Below are 25,714 nucleotides of genomic sequence, written 5' to 3'. Positions count from 1 at the left end.
TTCGCCACTGGTGTTCCTCCACATCTCTACGCATTTCACCGCTACACGTGGAATTCCGCTTTCCTCTTCTGCACTCAAGTCCCCCAGTTTCCAATGACCCTCCACGGTTGAGCCGTGGGCTTTCACATCAGACTTAAAGGACCGCCTGCGCGCGCTTTACGCCCAATAATTCCGGACAACGCTTGCCACCTACGTATTACCGCGGCTGCTGGCACGTAGTTAGCCGTGGCTTTCTGGTTAGGTACCGTCAAGGTACCGGCAGTTACTCCGATACTTGTTCTTCCCTAACAACAGAGCTTTACGACCCGAAGGCCTTCATCACTCACGCGGCGTTGCTCCGTCAGACTTTCGTCCATTGCGGAAGATTCCCTACTGCTGCCTCCCGTAGGAGTCTGGGCCGTGTCTCAGTCCCAGTGTGGCCGATCACCCTCTCAGGTCGGCTACGCATCGTCGCCTTGGTGAGCCGTTACCTCACCAACTAGCTAATGCGCCGCGGGCCCATCTGTAAGTGTCAGCCGAAACCGACTTTCATCTTTTCCTCATGAGAGGAAAAGGATTATCCGGTATTAGCTCCGGTTTCCCGAAGTTATCCCAGTCTTACAGGCAGGTTGCCCACGTGTTACTCACCCGTCCGCCGCTAACCAACAGGAGCAAGCTCCTATTGATTCGCTCGACTTGCATGTATTAGGCACGCCGCCAGCGTTCGTCCTGAGCCAGGATCAAACTCTCCAAGAAAGTTGATGTAGCTCATTTTGTTACGTTGGCTTCATTTCAAATGAAATGAATATTATTGTTTGTTGACGTTTTTGTTTGTTTAGTTTTCAAAGATCAATTTCTCTTGTTCGCCCAAAAGCGACTTTTTAAATATATCATCTACAATACGTATTGTCAACAACTTTTTTAAGTTGTTTTTTACGTCAGCAGCGACGTTTATTAATATAACAGGATAATAAATATATGTCAACAATTCTTTCGAAAAAAGTTAACGAAAATTTATCCCTTCATTCTACCTCTTTTATCTTTCCTCATATATTTTAAACATTCGTTTGGTGAAGCAACCCGTCGAAATAAAGTAAATAATACTTTGTAACGCTCCTCCATTGCTCTTTTCACAATATGATCAATGCGGTCATCCCTTAAATCAAAGAGGATTTCATCCATTTCCCGCTTAATTAAATATTCCATTTCTTTTACTTCTTTTTCATTAATTAGTATTCCTAGCATCCAATAGCCTCCAATGAAGTTTCTAGTTCTAGTAGTCTTTTCCAAATAATTCAATTTTATAATAAAAATCTTTATTCATATTATTAAAAAAGCAGGCATAAGTTGAGACAAGGATGGCAATGGACGAGGTGGTTAGGATGAATTTCTTTTATGTATTAAATGGTAAATCTCTTAAAAACATTTCTCTAATCTTAATTGCTGCATTTTTTACAGCCTGGTTCCTTTATATGCAGAATCTTGCCCAAATACCTGTTTTTTCAACTAAGGATGGACCGAAGGCAATTTATCGCGGCGAAAAAGACCTTGCTTTATCTTTTAATATTGGTTGGGGAGATGAAAAAGCAGAACCGATTTTAAACACACTAAAAAAAGAGGGGGTAAAATCAGCAACATTCTTTTTAGCTGGTTCATGGGCTGAACGGCACCCCGATCTAGTCAATCGAATTGTAAAGGAGGGTTATGAAATTGGCATCCTTGGATATGCCTATGAGGATTATAAAAGTTTGGAGGATGCTAAAATTCGTAGGGATATTTCTAAAGCACAAGAGGTTTTTACAAAATTAAATGTAAAAAATATCAAGCTCCTGCGTGCTCCCACTGGTCATTTTGATGAAAGAACCTTAAAAATTGCAGAGCGGTATGGTTATACTGTTGTTCATTGGAGTGTGGATTCACAGGATTGGACGAATCCTGGTATTAAGACCATTGTTTCTAATGTTGAAAAGGCTAAAAAAGGTGATATTGTTCTCTTACATGCTTCTGATTCAGCCAAGCAAACCAATAAAGCATTGCCAGCGATTATAGAGGAAATTCATCATAAAGGTCTAAAAATGATTTCTGTTTCCGAAATGATTGCCAATGGTCATGTCAGCTCTAAAGAAATAAAATAAACTGATATAAAAACTGTACCGATCCGTTTTGAGTGGATTTTTATAAACGACATAAGAATTATCAAGACTATTTATCGAAGGGATTTGGTCTTCATCACCTTTATGATGACTTCTTCCTCTGATTTTTCAAAGGATTTGGTCTTCACCGGCCTTATGAGGTCCTCTTTCCCTGTTTTCCCAAATGGATTTGGTCTTCACCGGCCTTATGAGGTCCTCTTTCCCTGTTTTCTCAAATGGATTTGGTCTTCACCGGCCTTATGAGGTCCTCTTTCCCTGTTTTCTCAAATGGATTTGGTCTTCACCATCCTTATGAGGTCCTCTTTCCCTGTTTTCTCAAATGGATTTGTTCTTCACCGGCCTTATGAGGTCCTCTTTCCCTGTTTTCCTAAAAGGATTTGGTCTTCACCAGTCTTATGAGGTCCTCTTTCCCTGTTTTCTCAAATGGACTTGGCCTTCATCGCCTTTATGATGATCTCTCCCCTTGTTTTTAGATTGGATTTGTTCTTCATCATTCTTATAAAAAAACCGCCCCTACTATTTAAAGGGACGGTTTTTTATTGATTTTATTTTTTACCGCTTTATTGCTGTTCCCAGCCGCAGTGCTCTTACGCTTTTGTCTTTCCTGTTCGGAACGTTCATTTAACTTATGAAGGATTAACAATTGATAGGCATTACAAGCCAGGAGACCAAAGACCATAAGGTAAACCCAGCTTCTTTCATTAACCCGTAGAACTGGAACCCATTCGATAACTGTTACAACAACCATAAAAAAGAGCGCGGGTATAAAGGCACTAAAATTTGTTTGTTTACTTTTAAACCAAGCTGCACCCCCGCCAATCACTAAAGGAATTAACGCAACCCCTATGTAGGGCAGCACAGACTCTCCAGGCTTGGCAAATGCCTCATAACGCATATAAACCAAATCAAATAGGCAAAATAATATGAGGACGGATTGAACTCCATTCCAAAGGGTTGCAGACTTAAAAATACCTAATCCGAACCGATGAATCGTTAAATAAGCAAAAAAGCCCATTTGACTAATAACACTAAAAAGGAATCCCATCACAATTAACCAAATCGTCGTTGATAATATATCAATTAGTTTAAATTCAGTAAAATACTGCTGAAATTCACTCCAGCGAACAATGAAACCCACAATAGCTGTTGTGAGCCCGCCTACTAATAATGTGGTCAAAAATAGTTTTACCCAATTGCGGCTCGTCACACTTTAAACCTCCAAAATATAAAATGCATTCCTAATGATTGTACCAATCCATATTTGAAAAATCCATATTTTAAAATCCTTACGAATAATCTTTCATGATTTTCTTCATCCTAAAATTAAGGATTCTTATGCGAAAGGGGCTTTTCAAAATGAAAGCGAAAAGTATGCTGCTCCTCCTACCTATCATGATGTTGTTAACTAGCTGTGCATCCAACGAATCCAGCAGCGGAGGACAAATTGATTATGAGCAAACCAAAAAAATGGTTGTTGATATTCTTAAAACCGATGATGGTAAGAAGGCAATTCAAGATGTAATGAACGATGACAGTATGAAGGAAAAGCTTGTGATGGACCAAAAAATGGTTTCCCAGACAATTCAACAAACACTTACTTCCGATAAAGCCACAACCTTTTGGAAAAAAACGTTTAATGATCCAAAATTTGCTCAAGGCGTTGCCAAGAACATGAGATCCGAGAATGAAAAATTGCTAAAGGATTTAATGAATGATCCCCAATATAGAGGTATGATGATTCAAGTTTTTAAAGAGCCTGAAATTCAAAAGGAATTAGCGGACGCATTAAAAAGTAAGGAATACCGGGAACATCTTCAAAAGGTAATTGCTGAAACCATTGAAAGCCCGTTATTTAAGGTCAAAATGCAAGAGCTTCTGCTTAAGGCGGCTGAAGATGTAAAAGCGAATGCGAGCAGCAGTAAAGATGGCGGCGGTCAATCAAGTGGAGGACAAAGCGGTTCTGATAACAGCAGCGGGGCCTAATTAATCATTCTATTCATTCAAAAGCCTCTTCCTGATCAGGAAGAGGCTTTATTTATTACTTTTTTAAAAGGCTTGTCATTTTTTCAGCAATTTCTAGATAGATTTTTCCGATTGGATGGTCTTCCTGATAAACAGATGGTGCAAAATCTTCGGCATTCCAATCAGGCTGGTTAAGTGGCAGGCGTCCTAGAATTTCTGTATTTAGCTCCTCGGCTAATTTATCCCCGCCGCCGCGGCCAAACACATATTCCTTTTCACCTGTCAGCTTACTTTCAAAATAAGCCATATTTTCAATAACACCTAGGATTTCGTGTTCCGTACGAACAGCCATTGCGCCGGCACGTGCTGCTACAAAGGCAGCCGTTGGATGTGGTGTCGTAACAATAATTTCTTTACATGCAGGAAGCATCGTGTGAACATCTAATGCAACATCCCCTGTTCCTGGAGGCAAGTCTAATAATAAATAATCCACTGCTCCCCATTCCACTTCATTGAAGAAGCTATTCAGCATTTTTCCAAGCATAGGTCCGCGCCAAATGATTGGTGCATTATCTTCAACAAAAAAGCCCATTGATATGACTTGAACTCCGAAACGTTCAACCGGTATAATTTTTTCCCCTCTAACTACAGGACGCTTTGTGATCCCCATCATATCCGGTACACTAAAACCGTAGATATCGGCATCAATCAGACCTACCTTTTTACCTAAACGAGCTAGGGCAATAGCAAGGTTTACAGATACCGTTGATTTACCTACACCGCCCTTACCGGAAGCAATCGCAATAAAGGTTGTATTTTTTGAAGATAATAAGCCTTTATCCTCCGTTTCCTCTACTGCATTACGATTGGCTGCAAGTACCTCTTCGGAAAGCTCGCCAAAGCGAATCCCTACTGTAGCTGCACCTGCTTCTTTTAATACATTTACAATTTGCGTTTGCAATTGTAATTGTTCGGCAGTACCAGTTTTGGCAATGTCTACTTTTATACTGACATGGTTTTTTTCTTCTTTAATTTTTATTTCCTCAATTGCATTTAGCTCTGCTAATGTTTTATGTAAAAATGGCTCCTTTAAGCTGCCTACAATTTCACGGATTTTCGCTTCTGTTAGCATGTAAACAAACACCTCACAATTGAATTCGTTTCCAAATCAAGTATACCATAACTCTCACTAAAAACAGTTAACTGAATCACACGTAAACCCTATACCAATAATAAAAAGTCAAAGAAGATGAGCGATAGAGCTCATCTTCCTTAATCTGTTTCCTTTAATTCCTTTTCATTCGTAAAATAACGGATGATTCCTTTATAAATGGAAGCAGCCACCTTTTCCTGGTAGGAATCAGTTTGGAGATTTGCCTTTTCAGCTGGATTGGATAAAAAACCCACCTCAACTAAAACGCCGGGCTTCTTTGCATTCTTTAAAATATAGACATGACTTAAAGGCTTTGCCTTTCGATTTGTATTTTCTAAATTCCGTCTTAACTCATCTTGAATAAATTTTGCTGCTTTTGCATTTTCAGTATAATGAGGGGAATAAAAGGTTTGAGCCCCGCTCCATCTAGCAGATGGGATGGCATTTAAATGAATACTGACAAAAAGGTCATTATCAGAGCTATTGATCATTTTCAACCTTTGCTTCAGATCCTCTACCTTTCTCCTGCTATAACCTTTTGTTGTAGGGTCTGCCAGGTCCTCATCGGTTTCCCTCGTCATCATTACCAGAGCACCGTGTTGCTGCAGGAAATCTCTAACCTTAAACGAAATATCTAAAGCAATATCCTTTTCTAAGGTTTTTCCTTCACCGGCACCACCGTCAGGTCCGCCATGCCCGGGGTCAATAAGAATGATTTTTCCCGATAAAGGCAAATTCCATGATTTCCATGATTTATCCTCCATAAAATCATGCTGTAAAATCAGGAATAATAAAAGTAAACCCACAGAGAACCCTATAATTTTCAATCTTCTCTTTAGCAACCAAATCATTCCTTCCCGCTCGTCCATGTTCATTTAAATATATGGGACAAGGGGGAATTTTAGAACTAATAAGAAAAGCGGAGGCGCCTTGTTCAGCCCCGAAAAGGCTTTAGGTCCTTCGGTGAAGTCGTTCTTTGACTTCATCGGCAGGACCGAACAAACCCCGAGGTTCTAGGCGCTGGAGCTAGACAATTCTCAAAGCAATTAATAATTACTTATATAAAGAATAACCTAGTGCAGCCTTAGCTTATGCCGTCTTTCTCCTTTTTGATATCCATCGAGCCACCAAACGTGGATGTATTGTTCACAGAGATAGAATAGGGATTCACTCATCGTCCCTTCTTCTCCATTACCCCAATAAAGTAAAAAATTGAATAGGGTATCAATTAAATGCTTTTCTTCCTTATAGCAGCGTTTTTTTACCTCTTCGATATCTTCACCATAGTAACCGAATTTGCTAAACTTCGCCCCTAATAGATAGGCTTCAAGCGCTACATCGTAGCAGGCTTCCTCAACACCAGCATGCATCACAAAGCTTGATGTAATTCTTGATGAGCCAAAATAGTGCTGGACCCGTTCTTTTAAAGTTTTTATCGATAAGTCCTTTAAGACTGACCGCTCATATTTAATTTGTTTTTCCCGTTTTTTCTCTTTAAAGGTTGTAATGACTGTCACAGTTTTCACCTCTTAGGACTATTCTTCATCCCATAATCCTAAGAAATGCAAAATTTCCGCTGTTTTCAATTGCCAATTTTATGATTAGAAAAATCCAGCCAATATGACTGGATTTTTGGGAATTTAATTATTCTTCAGCTAGTTGATCGCACTATTCACGACAATTCCATGCATGGGCTGGGTGTAAAAATTCATGAAAGATTTTATAATTACACTGCTTCTTTATTTAGAACTTCAGTTACCAGACTAAACTTTGGTTTCGTTTTGCTAGCAATAAGGAATAATACAAATTGCACAGTAGAAAGGGCAATTAAAACATCAAGAACCAATTCATAGGAATGATTGATATTAAAAATGGCACCAGAAACAATTGGCGTGACTGCCGCGCCTAATGAAATAAATATGGACACAACACCATATTTTGCACTAAATTCTTTTTCACCAAATAGTGCCCCTGTAAGAAAGGCAGGTGTAACCGTAACTGCTGTTGAACCGATTCCTGAAAAAATCGTATAAAGAATAGCTGGCAGAACTATATTTGCTTTCATTAAAAATAAAAAGCTTAGAAGACTTCCTGCAGAAATGATAAATAATGTTGTGATTAATCCTAGCTTGTCAAATAATCGCCCAACTAAAAGTTTTCCGACAATGACCATTGCAGAACCTAAGGATAATAGCAATGCCGCTGTTTTAGCTGTTGTACCGATTCCCGCTAAATATGGAGCAAGGTTAATCAACATTGTATTAACAACAATTCCGCCAACCAGAATAGCTAAACAAAGGGCCCAAAATGATATGGATTTTAGTGCTTGACCTTGGGTTGTACCTGCTAATTCTTTATTTGGTATACTAGATTTTACTTCACCTAGGGCCATTAAACCTTTGTCTGCTGGAGTTAATCGAATAACAAATACCGCAAGTGGAATTAATAACACAGCGATTAGAATTCCTAAAACAAGATAGGCTGACCTCCACCCATAAGCTGTAATAAGCCAGTTAGTTAAAGGACTGAGAATTACACCGCCGAAACCGCTACCTGCTAAAGCAATCCCCAAACATAAACCACGTTTTTCATTAAACCAATTTGTGATAAGTACGGATGCTGGGATCATTGCCCCGCCAGATAAACCTGCACCCATTAGAACAGCAAATAAATAGAAATGAATCAGTTTCGTAGCAAAAGAGAAGCCAATAAAGGCAGCAGCTGAAATTAAAATAAATAATGTTAAATAGGCCCTTACATCCATCTTTTTCATTAGTTTACCTGCAAATGGACCTATACCCATAGCAGCTAAAGCCATAATGGTAAAATACAACATAAATTGAGAGGCACTAAATCCGAGTTCTTTTGTAACAGGCAGGATAAATAATGAAACTAGGTTTGCAATCGGGGCATAAATGAAAGTCATAATCATGAAGGCTGCTACTACAATCCACCAACCGTAAAAAATTCCGCCCTTTTTGTTCATATACCAACATCCGTCCTTTGCTAATTTTTTTAGAGTTTAATGAATTTAAAATGTATTAGTCCCATAAAACAATACTTCGCTGTAAAACCACTAAGTATAAGACAAGAAAAAGTCAATATGAACCTGTTATCACTACACCCCTTTCTATGCTGAATGCCTTGGACATTATATTAACAGGACCGATTGAAAACGTTTTCCCTTGCTGCAATTATAAAATGCAATTTTCATGCCAAAACTATCGTTTATTTTCCTCTTTGATTTCAAATTTTCAACAAAATAAAAAAACCCTTAAAACCGGGCAAATTTTTATTAAAGTTTTTCCTTTATATAAAATTAACGTAATTAACATAAAAATATTATTCCAAATTATGCAAAAAATCATGTAGTTGGTAAAAAAATTTTTACAAACTGAGTAAAAAATATTTTACACGAAAAATTTCAAAGGATATTACAATGCATTCAGATGAGGTGTCGTTACAAATAAAAAAGACTCCCAAACCAATAGGTTTGAGAGCCTTTGAAACGTAAAATTAACGTTTTGAGAACTGAGGTGCACGACGAGCGCCTTTAAGACCGTATTTTTTACGTTCTTTCATACGAGCGTCACGAGTTAATAGACCTGCGCGTTTTAATGTTGGACGGTATTCTGGATCAGCTTGTAGTAATGCGCGAGCAATACCGTGGCGGATTGCGCCAGCTTGACCAGTGTAGCCACCGCCTTTTACGTTTACAAGAACATCGTAGCTGCCTACAGTTTCAGTCGCTACTAATGGTTGTCTTACAACAACACGTAAAGCTTCAAATGGAATATAGTTTTCGATGTCACGATTGTTAATAACAATTTTACCTGTACCTGGAACTAAGCGCACGCGTGCAACGGAGCTCTTACGACGACCAGTACCAATATATTGAACCTGTGCCAAGTTAATTCCCTCCCTTTAAATTATCCGCGAAGTTCGTAAACTTCTGGTTGTTGTGCTTGGTGCTTGTGCTCAGCACCAGCATATACGTGTAATTTTTTGAAAATTTGACGGCCAAGAGAATTCTTTGGAAGCATGCCTTTAACAGCTAGCTCGATCATTTTCTCAGCATAGTTTGTACGCATTTCAAGAGCAGTTCTTTGTTTTAAACCACCTGGGTGTAAGCTGTGACGATAGTAGATCTTGTCAGTTAATTTCTTACCAGTTAGTTCAACTTTAGAAGCGTTGATAATGATCACATGGTCACCAGTGTCAACATGTGGAGTAAAAGTTGGTTTGTTTTTACCACGTAGAATTGATGCTACTTCAGAAGCAAGACGACCAAGAGTTTTGCCTTCTGCATCAATTACGTACCATTTACGCTCGATATTGTTGGCATTTGCCATAAATGTTGTACGCATGAGTTTCCCTCCTAATTAAATCCGTAAAAGATTATTCTTTCGCACCTTCAAAGCCTTAGCGTCCATTCTGTTCCGGGAATGAACCTTTAAGACAGGCGTGCGGCTATTTTTTAAATCATATATTTTCAATCACGATGAAGACTTTCCGGGGCTTTATCGTGGGATTAAAAACACACACATATAATATAATAAATACTCTGGGGCTATATGTCAAGAAAATGTTACACCAGGATGGGTTGTTACTCGAATTTTTATTTGTAAAATACCTTCCATAAGTACAATCCGTGTGCTGGAGCTGTTTTTCCAGCAAACTTTCTATCCCTCGCCTCTAAAACTTGGGGCAGATCAGATGGCTTTCTATCGCCGGAACCGACCTCTAACAATGTTCCAACTAAAATTCTCACCATATTATATAAAAAACCATTTCCTACAAAATGAAGGATAAGCATATCCTGATCAACCGTAATCTCAATCGATTCAATCGTACGAGTTTTATCTTCTACCTCCGTCTTCGCGGAACAAAAGCTTGTAAAATCATGTGTCCCCAGTAAATAGGGAACAGCCTCTCTCATCGCATCCACATTTAATTTATAGGGATACTGATAGGCATACTTTCGCTGAAACGGGTCTCTCTTAGTAGACAGTTGAAGAACATAGCGATATTCTTTTCCGACAGCATCAAAACGCGCATGAAACGAATCATGCACCTTCTCAACCGATAACACTGCAAGATCCTCTGGTAATAAAGAATTAAGAGCTGCCTCCCACCTATTCACAGGAATTTGAAGCGGTGAATCAAAATGAATCACCTGGCCCTTAGCATGAACACCAGCATCTGTTCTACCTGAGGCAGCAACCTTCACAACATTTCCCTTATGGATTTTTGTTAGGACATTCTCCAGTACCAATTGGACTGTGCGTTTATTCGGCTGAATCTGGTAACCGGAAAAGTCAGAACCATCATATGAAATAATGCATTTATAGCGGTGCATTTCGATTCGCCCCATTACGAACGTAATAAAATTAAAAGAATACATAGTATAACAAGAATCACGATTTGGCTGGAATCAAGGTTATTCCAGCTCAACTGCCGGTATTTCGTTCTACCTTCACCGCCACGGTACCCTCTTGCCTCCATCGCAACAGCCAACTCTTCTGCTCGTTTAAAGGAACTAACGAATAATGGAATAAGTAAAGGAATAACAGCTTTCATACGTTCCTTAATGGGCCCGCTTGAAAACTCAACCCCTCTGGCAATTTGCGCTTTCATGATTTTATCCGTTTCCTGCATGAGAGTGGGGATGAATCGTAGTGCGATAGACATCATTAAAGCCATTTCGTGAACCGGAAAGCGGACCTTTTTCAAAGGATGCAAAAGCGTTTCAAGTCCATCTGTAATTTCAATTGGTGTCGTCGTTAACGTTAATAAGGATGTCATCAATATTAAGAAAAAAAACCTTAATGAAATGAAAATCCCCATCCTAAGACCTTCTTCATAAACCTTCACTGGACCTATATGAAAAAGAAGATTCCCTTCTTTCGTAAATAGAAGCTGCATGACAAAGGTAAATAAAACAAGCCAAATGATCGGTTTTAAACCGGTGTATAAAAAGCGAACGGGAATCTTTGATAACCCAATCATAAAAAAAGTATAAATTCCAATAAGTGCATAGGTCATCCAATTGTTTGCCAGAAAAATAATACAGACAAATAAAAATATAATGATTAACTTAGAACGTGGATCCATCCTATGAACAGCGGAATTTGCAGGTACAAATCGCCCAAAAATCATTTTTTCCATCATACCCGTTCACCTCTGCTTATTAAATCTATTACGGCAGAAGAAAGCTGTTCAATGGTTAAATAGGTTTTCCCAAGCTTTTTACCCATTGTTTTTTCAAGCTTAAGCTGAAAACGGACCACTTCTGGAACATCTAGTCCCATTTGGAGTAACTCTTCTGTAGCGGTAAAAATCTCTTCAGGGGTTCCCGTTTTAACAACCTTTCCTTGTTGCATAATCACGATTTGTTCTGCATATTGAGCAGCATCCTCCATACTATGGGTAACCAAAATCGTAGAGAGTCCTCTTTCCTTATGCAAACGATAAAACATATCCATAATTTCCTTGCGGCCCCTTGGATCTAAACCAGCGGTGGGCTCATCCAAGACAATTACGTCAGGTTCCATGGCAAGAACGCCTGCAATGGCTACCCGGCGCATTTGGCCACCTGATAGGTCAAATGGGGACTTTTCTAATATTTCTTCCGATAGTCCAACTTGTTTAAGTGCAGTCCTTGCTCTTTCTTTTGACTCTTGTTCAGAAACCCCAAAATTCATGGGGCCAAAAATAATATCCTTTTCGACGGTTTCTTCGAACAATTGATGTTCCGGGAACTGAAAGACAATTCCCACCTTTTGCCGAATAGGCTTAAGATTTTTATTTTTTTGCTTGGCTTTTATTTCATGGGTTCCTATTACTACCAAGCCTGCAGTCGGTTGTAAAAGGGCATTTAAATGCTGTAATACGGTCGACTTTCCAGAGCCGGTATGCCCAATAACTGCCAGGTAGGTTCCCGTTTTAATATCGATTGAAACATCTTCAATGGCCAGCCGCTCGAAGGGGGTATTCACTTGATAACGATATTCTACATTCTGCAGTGAGATGTCCATATCTCTGTCACCAACTCTTCTTCCGTTAAATAATGTTTCGATAATTCAATTCCTTTTTGGCGGAAAGCTTTACTCATTTTCACGGAAAAAGGGATATCTAAACCCAATTGAATTAACTCTTCATCCATCGAAAAAATTTCCTCAGGGGTCCCCTCACGGTATACTTCCCCACGATTCATGACAATCATCCGATCAGCTTTAGCTGCCTCTTCTAAATCATGTGTGATGGATATAACAGTCAGCTGTTTTTCGTCCTTCAACGATCGGACGGTCTCTAACACTTCTTCTCTACCTCTAGGGTCAAGCATGGATGTCGCTTCATCTAAGATAATAATAGAAGGTCTAAGAGCTAGTACACCCGCAATGGCCACACGTTGTTTCTGGCCGCCTGAAAGATGGTGGGGCTCTTGATTAAGAAATTGATCCATTTTGACCTTTCGTAAAGAATCTTCAACCCTCTGGACCATTTCATCCCTAGGTATTCCATGATTTTCTAAACCAAAAGCCACATCATCCTGAACAGTTGTCCCCACAAATTGATTATCTGGGTTCTGAAATACCATTCCTAATTTTTCCCGAATATCCCAAACAGATTCTTCCGTTAACTTCAACCCACAAACAGTAATCTCACCTTGCTGCGGAAATTGGAGACCATTTAAAAGTTTTGCAGTAGTAGACTTCCCAGAGCCATTATGGCCCACAATGGCCAGCCACTCCCCTTCGAAAATATCAAAGCTTACATTTTGGAGAGCATAGCGGTCCTGCGAATCATATTTAAAAGATACATTGTCAAGGGATACAATTGGTTTTTTCATGAGTGATTTCCCCCTACTCAACTAAAACAGAACTAAACTCAACTCATATTTTACTACATACAAAAAAAGCCTGCACCTCTTCCCTGGCAGGAACGAATTTCATCTGCCGATTTAACAGGAATTCCATAATGGAAATGGGAGAGGTGCATGAGCTAGACAAGACGTGAAAAGAATAATCTAATAAGGCCAATAGATATTCCTCCAGAGAGGCATTACTGCTTCATATGTGCTCCTAAAAATATAGGGGTCACGCTCATCGTAACGCTCTTTTTGGCTTGGTTCGTACGTATATAAGATATTGATACAGCAAAAGGGCAAAGAACAAGTTTCATTATAAACTGTCCAGCGCCCTTGTTGTCTGATAAGGAATTAAACTAACTCGATAATTACCATTGGCGCACCGTCACCGCGGCGAGGTCCAAGTTTCATAATACGAGTATATCCACCTTGGCGCTCTTGGTAACGAGGAGCGATATCAGTGAAAAGTTTTTGTAATGCGCTTGTATTGTTCTCAACATCAGCAACCTCATTACGAACGTATGAAGCAGCTTGACGGCGAGCATGTAAATCACCACGTTTACCTAAAGTGATCATTTTTTCAACAGTTGAACGAATTTCTTTCGCACGAGTTTCTGTTGTTTCAATACGCTCATTGATAATTAAATCAGTTGTTAAATCACGAAGCATAGCTTTACGCTGTGCACTTGTGCGTCCTAACTTTCTGTATGCCATGAAGGGTTCCCTCCTTTGTTGAAGTCATTAAAAAATCATCGCAATCAGACGAATGCTTGAATGAACTAGTCGTCTTTACGCAAGCCTAATCCTAGTTCTTCTAGTTTCGCTTTTACCTCTTCTAGAGATTTGCGACCTAGGTTTCGTACTTTCATCATATCCTCTTCAGTCTTATTAGCTAATTCTGAAACAGTATTAATGCCAGCACGCTTTAAGCAGTTATAAGAACGAACGGATAGATCAAGTTCTTCTATTGTCATCTCTAGAACTTTTTCTTTCTGATCTTCTTCTTTTTCAATCATAATTTCAGCATTTTGAGCTTCGTCAGTTAACCCAACGAATATATTCAAATGCTCGGTCAAAATCTTCGAACCAAGAGCAATCGCTTCTTTTGGCCCAGTGCTTCCATCTGTCCAAACATCAAGCGTTAGCTTATCATAATTTGTCATTTGACCTACACGAGTGTTTTCTACCTGATAGGACACCCTTGCTACCGGAGTATAAATAGAGTCAATCGGAATCACACCAATCGGTTGATCCTCACGCTTATTTTGTTCTGCCGGTGTATAACCGCGTCCGCGTCTAGCAGTTAAACGCATGCGAAGATGACCGCTTGAAGATAATGTTGCGATATGAAGGTCAGGATTTAAAATCTCAACATCACTGTCATGCGTAATATGACTACCCTTGACAGGACCTTCACCTTGAACGTCAATTTCAAGTGTTTTCTCTTCATCAGAGTAGATTTTAATAGCTAATTTTTTAATGTTTAAAATGATGGATGTTACATCCTCTACGACGCCTTCAATTGTTGAGAACTCATGAAGTACCCCATCGACCTGAATCGATGTAACAGCGGCACCTGGGAGTGAAGATAATAGGATACGACGTAAGGAGTTACCCAAAGTGGTACCATATCCACGCTCAAGTGGCTCTACGACGAACTTCCCGTACTTGGCATCATCGCTGATCTCAACCGTTTCGATTTTTGGTTTTTCTATTTCGATCATCAATTAACCCTCCTTCAAAACGTCGAAAACCTCGATTAGGTAAATGATCTAACCGAAATTCCCCCATGTATACGTTCCCGTTTTGTGCACAACAACTGGAATAAATCTTCTGTATGAACGGAAAAATTAGTATCATATCCCATTATAGACAGGGATACGAAAGTCTATACAGAAAAATTAAACACGACGACGTTTTGGTGGACGGCATCCATTATGAGGAACAGGAGTAACATCTTTAATTGCTGTTACTTCAAGACCAGCAGCTTGAAGAGCACGAATGGCAGCTTCACGTCCTGCACCTGGTCCTTTAACCGTTACTTCTAGCGTTTTCATACCGTGTTCGATAGATGTTTTTGCTGCTGTTTCAGCTGCCATTTGCGCTGCGAATGGAGTAGATTTACGAGAACCTTTAAATCCAAGCGCACCTGCACTTGACCATGAAATTGCATTACCATGAACATCAGTGATTGTTACAATTGTGTTGTTAAATGTTGAACGGATATGTGCAATACCTGATTCAATATTCTTTTTAACACGACGTTTACGTGTATTCGTCTTACGTGCCATTTAAATAACCTCCTTTGCCGATTACTTCTTCTTGTTCGCAACAGTCTTACGAGGACCTTTGCGTGTACGAGCGTTGTTTTTAGTATTTTGTCCACGAACCGGTAAACCACGACGATGACGTAATCCGCGGTAGCAGCCGATTTCCATTAAACGCTTAATGTTAAGAGAAATTTCACGGCGAAGATCACCTTCAACTTTTAGTTTGTCGATGATATCACGGATTTTGTTTAATTCGTCTTCAGTTAGATCACGCACACGTGTATCTTCAGAAACACCAGCTTCTGCTAAGATTTTTTGTGCTGTATTTTTACCAATACCATAAATGTAAGTTAACGAGATAACTACACGTTTTTCACGTGGAATATCTACACCAGCAATACGTGCCATATTTTAGCGCACCTCCTTCAAAAATTAACCTTGTTTTTGTTTATGTTTAGGGTTTTCACAGATAACCATAACTTTTCCGCGTCTACGGATAACTTTGCACTTTTCGCAGATCGGTTTAACAGATGGTCTTACTTTCATTATCCTAACCTCCTTAGTAGTACGGAGTGCAAGCAATTATTTAAAGCGGTAAGTAATTCTTCCGCGTGTCAAGTCATATGGAGAAAGCTCAACAGTCACTTTGTCACCCGGAAGGATTCGAATGAAGTGCATTCGAATTTTACCCGAAACATGAGCTAGCACAGTATGACCATTTTCTAATTCTACCTTAAACATTGCATTTGGCAAAGTTTCAAGGACTTTACCTTCTATTTCAATTACATCATCTTTGGCCATTGGACACGTCTCCCTTCTCTTTTCAGATTGTCATTTATTTAAAAACTAGTGCAAGTGCAAATCAAAGCTCAACCATATGATTATAGCATAATGAATCACACCACGTCTGCTAGTAACAATTAGAAATTAAAATTTCTATTCCAGGCTTTAGACGCGGTCATCTTTTAACTTCCATCATCATGTAAGTTTTGCCAAACACGATGTCCGGCATACTCATATAATTGAAAACCGCTTGCATCCACAAAAGTTAGAATCTTTTCGGAGATGTTCGAGAGACATTTAGCCTGGTTATGCATTTGATCATTAGATTAAATACCCTAGCAATCGCTCAATGTCAGCAAATACTACATTAATATCCTGCTGCCCGTTGATCATACGTAAATATCCCTTAGTTTCATAGAAATCTAATAATGGCTGGGATTGTTTAATATTTACATCCAAACGATTTTGTACAGTTTCTGCATTATCATCTGCCCGTTGGTACAATTCTCCGCCGCAGCGATCGCATTTCCCTTCATGAGCTGGTGGGTTAAACACAAGATGATAAGTAGCGCCACAATCCTTACAGATACGGCGCCCTGTTAAGCGCTCCATTAGGATATTCTTGTCAACATCAATGTTAATACAATAGTCAATTGACCTGTTTAGTTCAACAAGAAGTGTTTCCAATGCTTCAGCTTGAGGTACTGTTCTAGGAAAGCCGTCGAGTAAGAATCCTTTTTGACAGTCTTCTTTACTTAATCGCTCACGAACAATTCCGATTGTTACTTCGTCCGGAACAAGTTCACCTTTATCCATGAAGGATTTAGCTTTTAAACCTAGTTCTGTTCCTTCTTTCATCGCTGCACGGAACATATCTCCAGTAGAGATATGAGGGATGCCGTATTTTTCAACTATTCTTTCGGCCTGTGTGCCTTTACCGGCACCCGGAAGCCCCATTAATACTAAATTCACACGTATTCCCCCTCGTGCTATTGATAGGTTTTAAGGGGACTCGAGCCCCCAAACCTTTATTTTATAAAACCTTTATAATGACGCTTAACCAATTGAGCCTCAAGCTGTTTCATCGTATCAAGGGCGACCCCGATAACGATTAGCAGGCTTGTTCCTCCAATTTGAGCTGATTGCGGAAGATTCCCTATCTTAATAAAGATAACCGGAAGAACCGAAATAGCAGCTAAGAAGAGCGCACCAACAAAAGTTAAACGATATAATACGCGCGTTAGGTACTCTTGTGTGCTTTTTCCAGGACGAATACCAGGAATATAGCCGCTCTGCTTTTGTAAGTTTTCCGCAGCTTGTTCAGGATTCACTTGGATAAAAGCATAGAAGTAAGTAAACGCGATAATTAAAGCAGCATATAAGATCATCCCAATTGGATGAGAATAATCAAATATTTTGTTAATCCATATTGTTACATCGTTTTGCGGGAAGAAAGAAGCAACCGTCCTTGGTGTTACAATAAAGGAAATCGCAAAGATAACAGGAATAACCCCTGCTGCATTAACCTTTAAAGGCATATGAGTCGATTGTCCTCCTACAGGATTTCGGCCTGCCACAACACGCTTAGCATATTGGATTGGAATTTTACGATTTGCTTGTTGGATAAAAATAACACCCACAACAATAGCAATAACAGCAATCGCAATGATCACAACAGTTACAATTCGTAAAAATAACGCCTCACCGGCATTTTCAAACTGTTGAACAAAAATTTGTTTCACAGTGGTTGGGATCCCAGCAACAATACCTGCAAAGATGATTATAGAAATTCCATTTCCAACACCTTTTTCAGTAATTTGCTCACCAAGCCACATTAAGAATGATGTACCTGCAGTAAGAACAACTGCAATTAATAAATAGGTACCAATTCCTGGGTTTTCAATTAATTGCCCATTTGCAAGGTTATTGAAACCGTATGACATACCTAATGCTTGGATAAATCCAAGCACGACAGTAGCATAACGGGTAAACTGAGCAGTTTTCCGACGGCCGGCTTCTCCCTGCTTGGACCATTCTGTGAATTTTGGAACAACATCCATTTGTAAAAGCTGGATAATAATTGAAGCAGTAATATACGGCATAATACCCATTGCAAAGATGGAGAATTGTTTTAACGCTCCACCTCCAAAAGTATTTAAAACACCGAATACACTAAGTTTATCCTGCGCGCTAAGTACATCAGCATTTACATTAGGCACAGGAATAAATGTACCTAGACGAAAGATCACTAACATTAAAAGGGTGAATAGAATCTTTCGTCTTATATCACCCACGCGCATAAAATTGGAGATTGTTCGGAACATTAGATCACCTCAACGCTTCCACCGGCAGCTTCAATTGCTTCTTTGGCGGCAGAGGAGAATTTATGAGCTTTAACAGTCAACTTTTTCTCTACGTTCCCTTTTGCAAGAATTTTAATTCCTGCTCTTTCGTTCTTTACAACGCCTGATTCGATAAGAAGTTCTGGAGTAACTTCTGTACCTTCTTCAAAGCGATTAAGAGCATCAAGGTTTACAACCGCAAATTCTTTACGGCTGAAATTCGTAAAACCACGTTTTGGTAAACGACGGAATAATGGTGTTTGACCACCCTCGAATCCTAAGCGAACACCGCCGCCTGAACGAGCGTTTTGTCCTTTATGACCTTTACCAGCAGTTTTACCTTGACCAGAACCGATACCACGTCCTAAACGTTTACGTTCTTTACGTGAACCCTCTGCAGGTTTTAATTCATGAAGTTTCATATTGGCACCTCCTTATGAAAGAAAACAATTAATTATTGTTCTTTTACTGTTACAAGGTGAGCAACTTTATTAATCATACCGCGAATAGCAGCGTTATCTTGATGCTCAACTGTTTGATTTAATTTACGTAATCCAAGCGCAGTAACTGTCGCACGTTGGTCTTCAGGGCGACCAATTAGGCTACGGTTGAGGGTAATTAATAGTTTCGCCATTTGAATTCCCCCCTTATCCTAACAGTTCTTCTACTGATTTACCACGTAACTTTGCTACGTCCTCAGCACGTTTTAATTGTTTTAAACCATCTACAGTTGCACGAACCATATTAATTGGTGTATTTGTTCCTAAAGATTTTGAAAGGATATCAGCAACACCAGCTAATTCAAGAACCGCACGAACTGGTCCACCAGCGATAACTCCTGTACCTTCAGAAGCAGGTTTTAAAAGGATTTCGCCAGCACCGAAACGACCAATTACTTGGTGAGGAACAGTAGTTCCAACCATAGGTACTTCGACTAAGTTTTTCTTCGCATCTTCGATAGCTTTACGAATCGCATCCGGTACCTCTTGAGCTTTACCAGTACCGAATCCGACATGACCGTTTTTATCTCCAACTACTACAAGAGCAGTGAAACGGAAACGACGTCCACCTTTAACAACTTTCGCAACACGGTTAACCGTAACTACGCGTTCTTCTAGTTCAAGTTTGTTTGGATCAATACGACGCATCTTTTTGTGTCCCTCCTTTGTCTATTAAAATTGTAAGCCGTTTTCGCGAGCAGCATCAGCTAATGCTTGAATACGTCCATGATAAAGGTATCCTCCACGGTCAAAGACAACGTTTGAAATACCCTTTTCAGCTGCACGTTTCGCAACTAATTCTCCGACCTTTTGTGCTGCGTCAACATTGCTTGAAGACTCAAGATTTAATTCTTTATCTAAAGTTGAAGCACTTGCTAAAGTAACTCCATTCATGTCATCGATAATTTGAGCATAAATATGTTTATTAGAACGAAACACATTTAGACGTGGACGAGCTGAAGTTCCGCTAAGTTTCGCACGTACTCGAGCATGTCTTTTACGGCGAACAGCGTTTTTATCAAGCTTCGTAATCATTTACGTCACTCCTTTCGTTTACCCATAAGGCGATTACTTACCAGTTTTACCTTCTTTACGACGAACGAATTCACCTTCGTAGCGAATACCTTTGCCTTTATATGGCTCTGGCGGGCGAACTTGGCGAATGTTAGCAGCTAACGCACCAACGCGTTCTTTGTCAGTTCCCTTTACAATAACTTTGGTATTGGAAGGAACTTCAATTTCAAGTCCTTTTTCAGGTTCAATTTCTACAGGATGAGAATAACCAACGTTTAAAACAAGCTTGTTACCTTGTTTTTGCGCACGGTATCCAACCCCGATTAATTCTAAACCTCTTTCGAAACCTTTAGAAACACCTTCAACCATGTTGGCAATAACAGCACGAGTTGTACCATGTAATGCGCGGTGTTCTTTTACGTCTGATGGACGAGAAATGTTGATCACATTCTCTTCAACGTTAATTGTAATATCAGGATTAAAAGTACGAGTTAATTCGCCTTTAGGACCTTTTACAGTAACGGTTTGATTATTTAAAGTAATTGTAACTCCAGCTGGAATTTCAATTGGTTTTTTTCCTACGCGAGACATTTAGTGCACCTCCATTCTTTCAGAAACTCTATTACCAAACGTAAGCTAATACTTCTCCGCCAACTTGTTTTGCACGAGCTTCTTTATCAGTAATAACACCTGTTGAAGTTGAGACTAGTGCAATACCAAGACCATTAAGTACACGAGGTACCTCAGTAGATTTAGCGTAAACGCGAAGACCAGGCTTACTAATACGTTTAAGACCAGTAATAACACGTTCGTTATTTGTACCGTACTTAAGGAAGATACGGATAATACCTTGTTTGTTGTCATCGATAAATTCAACGTCACGTACGAAACCTTCGCGCTTTAGAATTTCAGCGATTTCTTTTTTGATATTAGAAGCAGGTACTTCTAACTTTTCGTGACGTACCATATTCGCATTTCGAATGCGAGTAAGCATATCAGCAATTGGATCTGTCATGACCATTATTTTTACCTCCTTCCCAAACCTTTAGTTTTACCAGCTGGCTTTTTTAACACCAGGAATTTGTCCTTTGTATGCTAATTCACGGAAACAAATACGGCAAAGCTTAAATTTACGATATACAGAGTGTGGACGTCCGCAACGTTCGCAACGTGTGTACTCTTGTACTTTGTATTTAGGCGTGCGCTTTTGTTTCGCAATCATTGACTTTTTAGCCACGTTTTCGCCTCCCTTATTTAGCGATTACTTTTGGAATGGCATTCCAACTTGAGTTAACAACTCACGAGCTTCTTCATCGGTGTTAGCAGTGGTAACGATAACGATATCCATACCACGAACCTTAGTTACTTTATCGTAATCAATTTCTGGGAAGATTAATTGTTCCTTAATACCTAAAGTATAGTTACCACGACCATCGAATGCCTTCTTAGAAACACCACGGAAGTCACGTACACGAGGTAATGATACAGAAACCAATTTATCCAAGAATTGGTACATGCGCTCTCCACGAAGAGTAACCTTTGCGCCGATTGGCATACCTTCACGAAGGCGGAAACCAGCGATTGATTTTTTCGCACGAGTTACGACAGGTTTTTGACCAGTAATTGTAGCAAGTTCTTCTACAGCATTATCAAGTGCTTTAGCATTTTGAACTGCGTCACCAACACCCATGTTAATAACGATCTTCTCAATTTTTGGTACTTGCATTACTGATTTATAATTAAATTTGCTCATTAGAGCAGGAGAAATTTCTTTTACAAATTTATCTTTTAGGCGGTTCACTTATTGTACCTCCCTTCTTAATTTAAACTATTTATCTAAAACTTCACCGGATTTTGCTACGCGTACTTTTTTGCCATCAACCGTTTTGTAACCTACACGAGTCGGGTTACCTGATTTAGGATCGATAGGCATAACGTTTGATACATGAATTGGAGCCTCTTGGCTGATGATTCCACCTTGTGGATTCAATTGAGAAGGCTTAGTGTGTTTTTTCACGATGTTTACACCTTCTACAAGCACACGGGCTTCTTTAGGGTAAGCAGCTAGAATCACACCAGTTTTTCCTTTATCCTTACCAGAGAGAACTCTTACTTTGTCACCTTTTTTCACATGCATCATTAAGCACCTCCTTAAAGGCATATTAATTTAAAATTATAATACTTCTGGAGCTAAAGAAACAATTTTCATGAAGTTGTTTTCGCGAAGTTCGCGGGCAACTGGTCCGAAGATACGAGTACCGCGTGGGCTCTTATCATCTTTGATAATTACACATGCGTTTTCGTCAAATTTAATGTAGGTACCATCAGTGCGACGTGCACCGCTTTTTGTACGTACAATAACAGCTTTAACCACATCACCTTTTTTAACAACGCCACCTGGTGTTGCTTGTTTTACTGTACATACGATAACATCACCGATACCAGCAGTTTTGCGACCAGAACCACCGAGAACTTTAATAGTAAGTACTTCACGAGCACCAGAGTTGTCAGCAACTTTTAAACGTGATTCTTGTTGAATCATGCGTGTAACCTCCCTTCGGAATGAACATAATCCGAACAATTAAATAATAACTGCTTTTTCTACTACTTCTACTAGACGGAAGCGCTTTGTAGCTGAAAGCGGGCGAGTTTCCATGATACGTACGATGTCGCCAACTTTTGCCTGATTTTGCTCATCATGAGCTTTATACTTTTTAGAGTACTTAACGCGTTTACCGTATAATGGATGCTTTTTGTATGTTTCGACTAAAACAGTAATAGTTTTATCCATTTTGTCTGAAACAACGCGTCCAGTGTAAACTTTGCGTTGGTTACGTTCACTCATTATGTGAACCTCCTCTCACTATTACTTGTTTACGCTGATTTCTCTTTCACGAATCACAGTCTTCATGCGAGCAATCGCTTTGCGTACTTCACGGATACGAGCCGTATTTTCAAGTTGTCCTGTCGCCAATTGAAAGCGAAGGTTGAAAAGCTCTTCTTTTAAAGATTTAACTTTTTGTTCAATTTCAGCAGTGGTTAGGTCACGAAGTTCATTAGCTTTCATTTGATTCACCACCAATTTCTTCACGTTTTACAAACTTACATTTTACAGGAAGTTTGTGCATTGCAAGACGAAGTGCTTCACGAGCGATCTCTTCAGAAACGCCTGCGATTTCAAACATAATTTTTCCCGGTTTAACTACGGCTACCCATCCTTCAGGTGCCCCTTTACCAGAACCCATCCGCACCTCTAGAGGCTTAGCAGTATAAGGCTTGTGTGGGAAAATTTTAATCCAAACTTTACCGCCACGTTTCATGTAACGAGTCATTGCAATACGAGCCGCTTCGATTTGACGGTTTGTAATCCAAGATGCTTCTAATGCTTGAAGACCGTATTCACCGAAAGTTACTTCAGTGCCGCCTTTTGCGTTTCCACGCATTTTTCCGCGGTGTTGACGGCGATATTTTACGCGTTTTGGCAATAACATATTATTTGCCTCCTTCCTCAGTTTTCTTCTTAGTAGGAAGGACTTCTCCACGATAGATCCATACTTTTACGCCAAGTTTACCATAGGTAGTATCTGCTTCAGCTGTTGCATAGTCGATGTCGGCGCGAAGTGTATGAAGTGGAACTGTTCCTTCGCTGTAGTGTTCTGAACGAGCAATATCTGCACCGCCTAAACGACCGGATACCATTGTTTTAATACCTTTCGCTCCAGCACGCATAGCACGTTGAATTGCTTGCTTTTGTGCACGACGGAAAGATACACGGTTTTCTAATTGACGAGCAATATTTTCAGCAACTAATTTAGCGTCAACATCAGCTTTCTTGATTTCAAGAATGTTGATGTGTACACGTTTGCCAGTTAATGCATTTAATGCTTTACGAAGTGCTTCAACTTCAGTACCGCCTTTACCGATAACCATACCTGGCTTAGCAGTATGAACAGTTACGTTTACACGGTTTGCAGCACGTTCGATTTCTACTTTAGAAACAGAAGCATCTTTTAAACGTTTTGTGATGTACTCACGAACCTTAAGGTCTTCGTGTAAAAGATCAGCAAAGTCTTTACCTGCGTACCACTTAGATTCCCAATCACGGATGATTCCGATACGCAAACCGACTGGATTTACTTTTTGACCCACTGATTATCCCTCCTTCTTTTCTGATAGAACGATTGTGATATGACTGGTGCGTTTGTTAATTTGGCTTGCACGGCCCATTGCGCGAGGACGGAAACGTTTTAATGTTGGTCCTTCGTCAACAAATGCTTGTGCAACTACCAAGTTATTTACGTCCATTTCATAGTTATGCTCGGCATTTGCCATAGCAGATTTTAATACTTTCTCAACGATTGGAGAAGCAGCCTTAGGAGTGAGATTTAAAATCGCCACAGCTTCACCAACTTGCTTACCTCGAATTAGATCGACGACTAAACGTGCTTTACGAGGAGCAATACGAACTGTTCTTGCAACAGCTTTAGCTTGCATTTGGATGCCCTCCTCTCTTAACGTCTGGTTTTCTTATCATCATTACCATGGCCTTTGTAAGCACGAGTTGGAGCGAATTCTCCAAGCTTGTGTCCAACCATGTCTTCAGTTACATATACAGGCACATGTTTACGACCATCATAAACTGCGATAGTGTGTCCGATAAATTGTGGGAAGATCGTAGAACGGCGTGACCAAGTTTTAACAACTTGTTTACCTTCAGTTTCATTTAACTTTTCGATCTTTACCATTAAATGATCATCAACGAATGGTCCTTTTTTTAAGCTGCGACCCATGAATGAACCTCCCTTCGTGACAGTTCTACGGTTCTTCTTTTGAACCGTAGTTCAATCACGTTATTTTTTACGACGACGAACAATAAATTTGTCCGATTTATTTTTCTTCTTACGAGTTTTGTATCCAAGAGTTGGTTTACCCCATGGAGACATTGGTGATTTACGTCCGATAGGAGCACGACCTTCACCACCACCGTGTGGGTGATCATTAGGGTTCATTACAGATCCACGAACAGTTGGACGCTTGCCTAACCAGCGAGAACGACCAGCTTTACCAATGTTGATTAATTCGTGTTGTTCGTTTCCAACTTGACCGATTGACGCACGGCATTCAGAAAGAATCATACGAACTTCACCAGAATTCAAACGTACAAGTACGTATTTGCCTTCTTTACCAAGAACTTGTGCAGATGTACCAGCAGCACGTACTAATTGTCCACCTTTTCCTGGTTTTAATTCAATGTTGTGTACTACAGTACCAACTGGAATGTTTACTAATGGAAGAGCATTACCTACTTTAATATCAGCCTCAGGGCCAGACATTACTTCCATGCCAACCTGTAGATTTTTAGGAGCTAAGATATAACGCTTTTCTCCATCTGCATAGTTGATTAGTGCAATATTTGCAGAACGGTTTGGATCATACTCAATTGTGGCAACGCGTCCAGGAATGCCATCTTTTGTACGTTTAAAGTCAATTAAACGATATTGACGCTTATGGCCGCCACCTTGATGACGAACAGTTAACTTACCTTGGTTATTACGGCCGCCTTTTCTCTTTAATGGAGCTAATAGAGATTTTTCTGGTGTGCTAGTTGTGATTTCTGCGAAATCAGAAGTAGTCATACCGCGACGACCATTGGAGGTAGGTTTGTACTTTTTAATCGCCATTTTGTTT

39 protein-coding genes and 1 rRNA gene (1 of these 40 running past the window's edge) are annotated in these 25,714 nt (G+C 39.7%); 2 read left to right on the top strand and 38 right to left on the bottom strand.

What is annotated here, in order from left to right:
* Both RCG21_RS03430 and RCG21_RS03425 read right to left on the bottom strand, forming a co-directional pair.
* A 16S ribosomal RNA gene (locus RCG21_RS03430) occupies positions 1–735 on the bottom strand; it reaches 815 nt to the left of the window's first position.
* A gap of 258 nt (positions 736–993) precedes the next feature.
* The gene (locus tag RCG21_RS03425; RefSeq protein WP_133339184.1) at positions 994–1,224 is read right to left on the bottom strand and encodes a hypothetical protein; all 231 of its coding nucleotides are present in this window, start codon (positions 1,222–1,224) and stop codon (positions 994–996) included.
* 137 nt (positions 1,225–1,361) lie between these two features.
* Here RCG21_RS03425 and pdaB point away from each other — a divergent pair, with 137 nt between their 5' ends.
* Positions 1,362–2,114 carry a polysaccharide deacetylase family sporulation protein PdaB gene (gene pdaB / locus RCG21_RS03420; RefSeq protein WP_133339186.1) on the top strand — a complete coding sequence of 251 codons (753 nt, stop codon included), beginning with the start codon at positions 1,362–1,364 and terminating at the stop codon, positions 2,112–2,114.
* Between the two features lie 538 nt (positions 2,115–2,652).
* Here pdaB and RCG21_RS03415 read toward each other — a convergent pair.
* Positions 2,653–3,339, bottom strand: coding sequence for a KinB-signaling pathway activation protein (locus tag RCG21_RS03415; RefSeq protein ID WP_133339188.1), 687 nt, complete (start codon positions 3,337–3,339; stop codon positions 2,653–2,655).
* Positions 3,340–3,488: 149 nt separating this feature from the next.
* On the opposite strand from RCG21_RS03415, the gene gerD reads away from it, so the two are divergent.
* Positions 3,489–4,115: a spore germination lipoprotein GerD gene (gerD, locus tag RCG21_RS03410; protein WP_133339190.1), complete on the top strand. Its 627-nt coding sequence runs from the start codon at positions 3,489–3,491 to the stop codon at positions 4,113–4,115.
* A gap of 55 nt (positions 4,116–4,170) precedes the next feature.
* Here the strand turns inward: gerD and salA are convergent, their stop codons facing one another.
* From salA to rplB, 35 genes are all read right to left on the bottom strand, one after another.
* Positions 4,171–5,226 carry an iron-sulfur carrier protein/transcriptional regulator SalA gene (gene salA / locus RCG21_RS03405; RefSeq protein WP_133339192.1) on the bottom strand — a complete coding sequence of 352 codons (1,056 nt, stop codon included), beginning with the start codon at positions 5,224–5,226 and terminating at the stop codon, positions 4,171–4,173.
* A gap of 140 nt (positions 5,227–5,366) precedes the next feature.
* Positions 5,367–6,098, bottom strand: coding sequence for an N-acetylmuramoyl-L-alanine amidase CwlD (gene cwlD, locus RCG21_RS03400; RefSeq protein ID WP_133339194.1), 732 nt, complete (start codon positions 6,096–6,098; stop codon positions 5,367–5,369).
* 222 nt (positions 6,099–6,320) lie between these two features.
* A complete protein-coding gene (locus RCG21_RS03395) occupies positions 6,321–6,764 on the bottom strand; it encodes a YbaK family protein (protein WP_308912878.1) in 444 nt (147 codons plus the stop codon).
* 209 nt (positions 6,765–6,973) lie between these two features.
* On the bottom strand, positions 6,974–8,233 hold the full coding sequence (locus tag RCG21_RS03390; RefSeq protein ID WP_133339196.1) for an MFS transporter: 1,260 nt from the start codon (positions 8,231–8,233) through the stop codon (positions 6,974–6,976).
* A 530-nt stretch (positions 8,234–8,763) separates the two neighbouring features.
* Entirely contained in the window at positions 8,764–9,156 is a 393-nt protein-coding gene (gene rpsI / locus RCG21_RS03385; protein ID WP_026574304.1) for a 30S ribosomal protein S9, read from the bottom strand.
* A gap of 20 nt (positions 9,157–9,176) precedes the next feature.
* Positions 9,177–9,614, bottom strand: coding sequence for a 50S ribosomal protein L13 (rplM, locus tag RCG21_RS03380; protein WP_133339198.1), 438 nt, complete (start codon positions 9,612–9,614; stop codon positions 9,177–9,179).
* Between the two features lie 251 nt (positions 9,615–9,865).
* Positions 9,866–10,606 carry a tRNA pseudouridine(38-40) synthase TruA gene (gene truA / locus RCG21_RS03375; RefSeq protein ID WP_133339200.1) on the bottom strand — a complete coding sequence of 247 codons (741 nt, stop codon included), beginning with the start codon at positions 10,604–10,606 and terminating at the stop codon, positions 9,866–9,868.
* A 14-nt stretch (positions 10,607–10,620) separates the two neighbouring features.
* Positions 10,621–11,418 (bottom strand): energy-coupling factor transporter transmembrane component T family protein, encoded by a 798-nt coding sequence (locus tag RCG21_RS03370; RefSeq protein ID WP_133339202.1) that lies wholly within the window; start codon positions 11,416–11,418, stop codon positions 10,621–10,623.
* Positions 11,415–12,284 carry an energy-coupling factor ABC transporter ATP-binding protein gene (locus RCG21_RS03365; RefSeq protein ID WP_133339204.1) on the bottom strand — a complete coding sequence of 290 codons (870 nt, stop codon included), beginning with the start codon at positions 12,282–12,284 and terminating at the stop codon, positions 11,415–11,417. The genes RCG21_RS03370 and RCG21_RS03365 overlap by 4 nt, the downstream gene beginning before the upstream one ends.
* Positions 12,260–13,099, bottom strand: a complete 840-nt coding sequence (locus RCG21_RS03360; protein ID WP_133339206.1) for an energy-coupling factor ABC transporter ATP-binding protein — start codon at positions 13,097–13,099, stop codon at positions 12,260–12,262. Before RCG21_RS03360 ends, RCG21_RS03365 begins: the two co-directional genes overlap by 25 nt.
* A 369-nt stretch (positions 13,100–13,468) precedes the next feature.
* Entirely contained in the window at positions 13,469–13,831 is a 363-nt protein-coding gene (gene rplQ, locus RCG21_RS03355; protein ID WP_026574310.1) for a 50S ribosomal protein L17, read from the bottom strand.
* Between the two features lie 65 nt (positions 13,832–13,896).
* Complete coding sequence (locus RCG21_RS03350) at positions 13,897–14,841, bottom strand: DNA-directed RNA polymerase subunit alpha (protein WP_133339208.1); 945 nt, start codon at positions 14,839–14,841, stop codon at positions 13,897–13,899.
* Positions 14,842–15,018: 177 nt separating this feature from the next.
* Entirely contained in the window at positions 15,019–15,408 is a 390-nt protein-coding gene (rpsK, locus tag RCG21_RS03345) for a 30S ribosomal protein S11 (protein ID WP_026574109.1), read from the bottom strand.
* Positions 15,409–15,429: 21 nt separating this feature from the next.
* The gene (gene rpsM / locus RCG21_RS03340) at positions 15,430–15,795 is read right to left on the bottom strand and encodes a 30S ribosomal protein S13 (RefSeq protein ID WP_026574108.1); all 366 of its coding nucleotides are present in this window, start codon (positions 15,793–15,795) and stop codon (positions 15,430–15,432) included.
* 24 nt (positions 15,796–15,819) lie between these two features.
* Positions 15,820–15,933: a 50S ribosomal protein L36 gene (gene rpmJ, locus RCG21_RS03335; RefSeq protein WP_000868344.1), complete on the bottom strand. Its 114-nt coding sequence runs from the start codon at positions 15,931–15,933 to the stop codon at positions 15,820–15,822.
* A gap of 36 nt (positions 15,934–15,969) precedes the next feature.
* Positions 15,970–16,188, bottom strand: coding sequence for a translation initiation factor IF-1 (gene infA, locus RCG21_RS03330; RefSeq protein ID WP_034676129.1), 219 nt, complete (start codon positions 16,186–16,188; stop codon positions 15,970–15,972).
* Between the two features lie 303 nt (positions 16,189–16,491).
* The gene (locus tag RCG21_RS03325) at positions 16,492–17,142 is read right to left on the bottom strand and encodes an adenylate kinase (RefSeq protein WP_133339210.1); all 651 of its coding nucleotides are present in this window, start codon (positions 17,140–17,142) and stop codon (positions 16,492–16,494) included.
* A 56-nt stretch (positions 17,143–17,198) separates the two neighbouring features.
* A complete protein-coding gene (secY, locus tag RCG21_RS03320) occupies positions 17,199–18,494 on the bottom strand; it encodes a preprotein translocase subunit SecY (protein ID WP_133339212.1) in 1,296 nt (431 codons plus the stop codon).
* Positions 18,494–18,934, bottom strand: coding sequence for a 50S ribosomal protein L15 (gene rplO / locus RCG21_RS03315; RefSeq protein ID WP_026574105.1), 441 nt, complete (start codon positions 18,932–18,934; stop codon positions 18,494–18,496). The genes secY and rplO overlap by 1 nt, the downstream gene beginning before the upstream one ends.
* A 32-nt stretch (positions 18,935–18,966) precedes the next feature.
* Positions 18,967–19,146, bottom strand: a complete 180-nt coding sequence (gene rpmD / locus RCG21_RS03310) for a 50S ribosomal protein L30 (RefSeq protein ID WP_026574104.1) — start codon at positions 19,144–19,146, stop codon at positions 18,967–18,969.
* A gap of 13 nt (positions 19,147–19,159) precedes the next feature.
* Complete coding sequence (rpsE, locus tag RCG21_RS03305) at positions 19,160–19,660, bottom strand: 30S ribosomal protein S5 (RefSeq protein ID WP_026574103.1); 501 nt, start codon at positions 19,658–19,660, stop codon at positions 19,160–19,162.
* 24 nt (positions 19,661–19,684) lie between these two features.
* Positions 19,685–20,047: a 50S ribosomal protein L18 gene (rplR, locus tag RCG21_RS03300; RefSeq protein ID WP_026574102.1), complete on the bottom strand. Its 363-nt coding sequence runs from the start codon at positions 20,045–20,047 to the stop codon at positions 19,685–19,687.
* Positions 20,048–20,080: 33 nt separating this feature from the next.
* Entirely contained in the window at positions 20,081–20,617 is a 537-nt protein-coding gene (rplF, locus tag RCG21_RS03295) for a 50S ribosomal protein L6 (RefSeq protein WP_133339214.1), read from the bottom strand.
* 31 nt (positions 20,618–20,648) lie between these two features.
* Positions 20,649–21,047, bottom strand: coding sequence for a 30S ribosomal protein S8 (gene rpsH / locus RCG21_RS03290; protein ID WP_026574100.1), 399 nt, complete (start codon positions 21,045–21,047; stop codon positions 20,649–20,651).
* Between the two features lie 30 nt (positions 21,048–21,077).
* The gene (gene rpsN / locus RCG21_RS03285; RefSeq protein WP_009499044.1) at positions 21,078–21,263 is read right to left on the bottom strand and encodes a 30S ribosomal protein S14; all 186 of its coding nucleotides are present in this window, start codon (positions 21,261–21,263) and stop codon (positions 21,078–21,080) included.
* A 24-nt stretch (positions 21,264–21,287) separates the two neighbouring features.
* The gene (rplE, locus tag RCG21_RS03280; RefSeq protein WP_026574099.1) at positions 21,288–21,827 is read right to left on the bottom strand and encodes a 50S ribosomal protein L5; all 540 of its coding nucleotides are present in this window, start codon (positions 21,825–21,827) and stop codon (positions 21,288–21,290) included.
* A gap of 27 nt (positions 21,828–21,854) precedes the next feature.
* A complete protein-coding gene (rplX, locus tag RCG21_RS03275) occupies positions 21,855–22,163 on the bottom strand; it encodes a 50S ribosomal protein L24 (RefSeq protein ID WP_026574098.1) in 309 nt (102 codons plus the stop codon).
* 36 nt (positions 22,164–22,199) lie between these two features.
* The gene (rplN, locus tag RCG21_RS03270) at positions 22,200–22,568 is read right to left on the bottom strand and encodes a 50S ribosomal protein L14 (RefSeq protein WP_026574097.1); all 369 of its coding nucleotides are present in this window, start codon (positions 22,566–22,568) and stop codon (positions 22,200–22,202) included.
* A gap of 39 nt (positions 22,569–22,607) precedes the next feature.
* Positions 22,608–22,871, bottom strand: a complete 264-nt coding sequence (gene rpsQ / locus RCG21_RS03265) for a 30S ribosomal protein S17 (RefSeq protein ID WP_026574096.1) — start codon at positions 22,869–22,871, stop codon at positions 22,608–22,610.
* Between the two features lie 21 nt (positions 22,872–22,892).
* Positions 22,893–23,093, bottom strand: a complete 201-nt coding sequence (gene rpmC / locus RCG21_RS03260; protein ID WP_026574095.1) for a 50S ribosomal protein L29 — start codon at positions 23,091–23,093, stop codon at positions 22,893–22,895.
* Complete coding sequence (rplP, locus tag RCG21_RS03255; protein ID WP_026574094.1) at positions 23,083–23,517, bottom strand: 50S ribosomal protein L16; 435 nt, start codon at positions 23,515–23,517, stop codon at positions 23,083–23,085. The genes rpmC and rplP overlap by 11 nt, the downstream gene beginning before the upstream one ends.
* 1 nt (position 23,518) lies before the next feature.
* A complete protein-coding gene (gene rpsC / locus RCG21_RS03250; protein WP_026574093.1) occupies positions 23,519–24,175 on the bottom strand; it encodes a 30S ribosomal protein S3 in 657 nt (218 codons plus the stop codon).
* A 3-nt stretch (positions 24,176–24,178) separates the two neighbouring features.
* Positions 24,179–24,520: a 50S ribosomal protein L22 gene (rplV, locus tag RCG21_RS03245; RefSeq protein ID WP_042453964.1), complete on the bottom strand. Its 342-nt coding sequence runs from the start codon at positions 24,518–24,520 to the stop codon at positions 24,179–24,181.
* Positions 24,521–24,537: 17 nt separating this feature from the next.
* Complete coding sequence (rpsS, locus tag RCG21_RS03240; RefSeq protein ID WP_026574091.1) at positions 24,538–24,816, bottom strand: 30S ribosomal protein S19; 279 nt, start codon at positions 24,814–24,816, stop codon at positions 24,538–24,540.
* A 60-nt stretch (positions 24,817–24,876) separates the two neighbouring features.
* Positions 24,877–25,707 (bottom strand): 50S ribosomal protein L2, encoded by an 831-nt coding sequence (gene rplB / locus RCG21_RS03235; protein ID WP_133339216.1) that lies wholly within the window; start codon positions 25,705–25,707, stop codon positions 24,877–24,879.
* Positions 25,708–25,714: the final 7 nt, after the last annotated feature.

Source organism: Bacillus salipaludis (assembly GCF_030938565.1).
Lineage (GTDB): Bacteria > Bacillota > Bacilli > Bacillales > Cytobacillaceae > Neobacillus > Neobacillus salipaludis_A.
The sequence above is the reverse complement of the archived record's forward strand: the minus strand, read 5'-3'. Positions and strand labels throughout refer to the sequence as shown.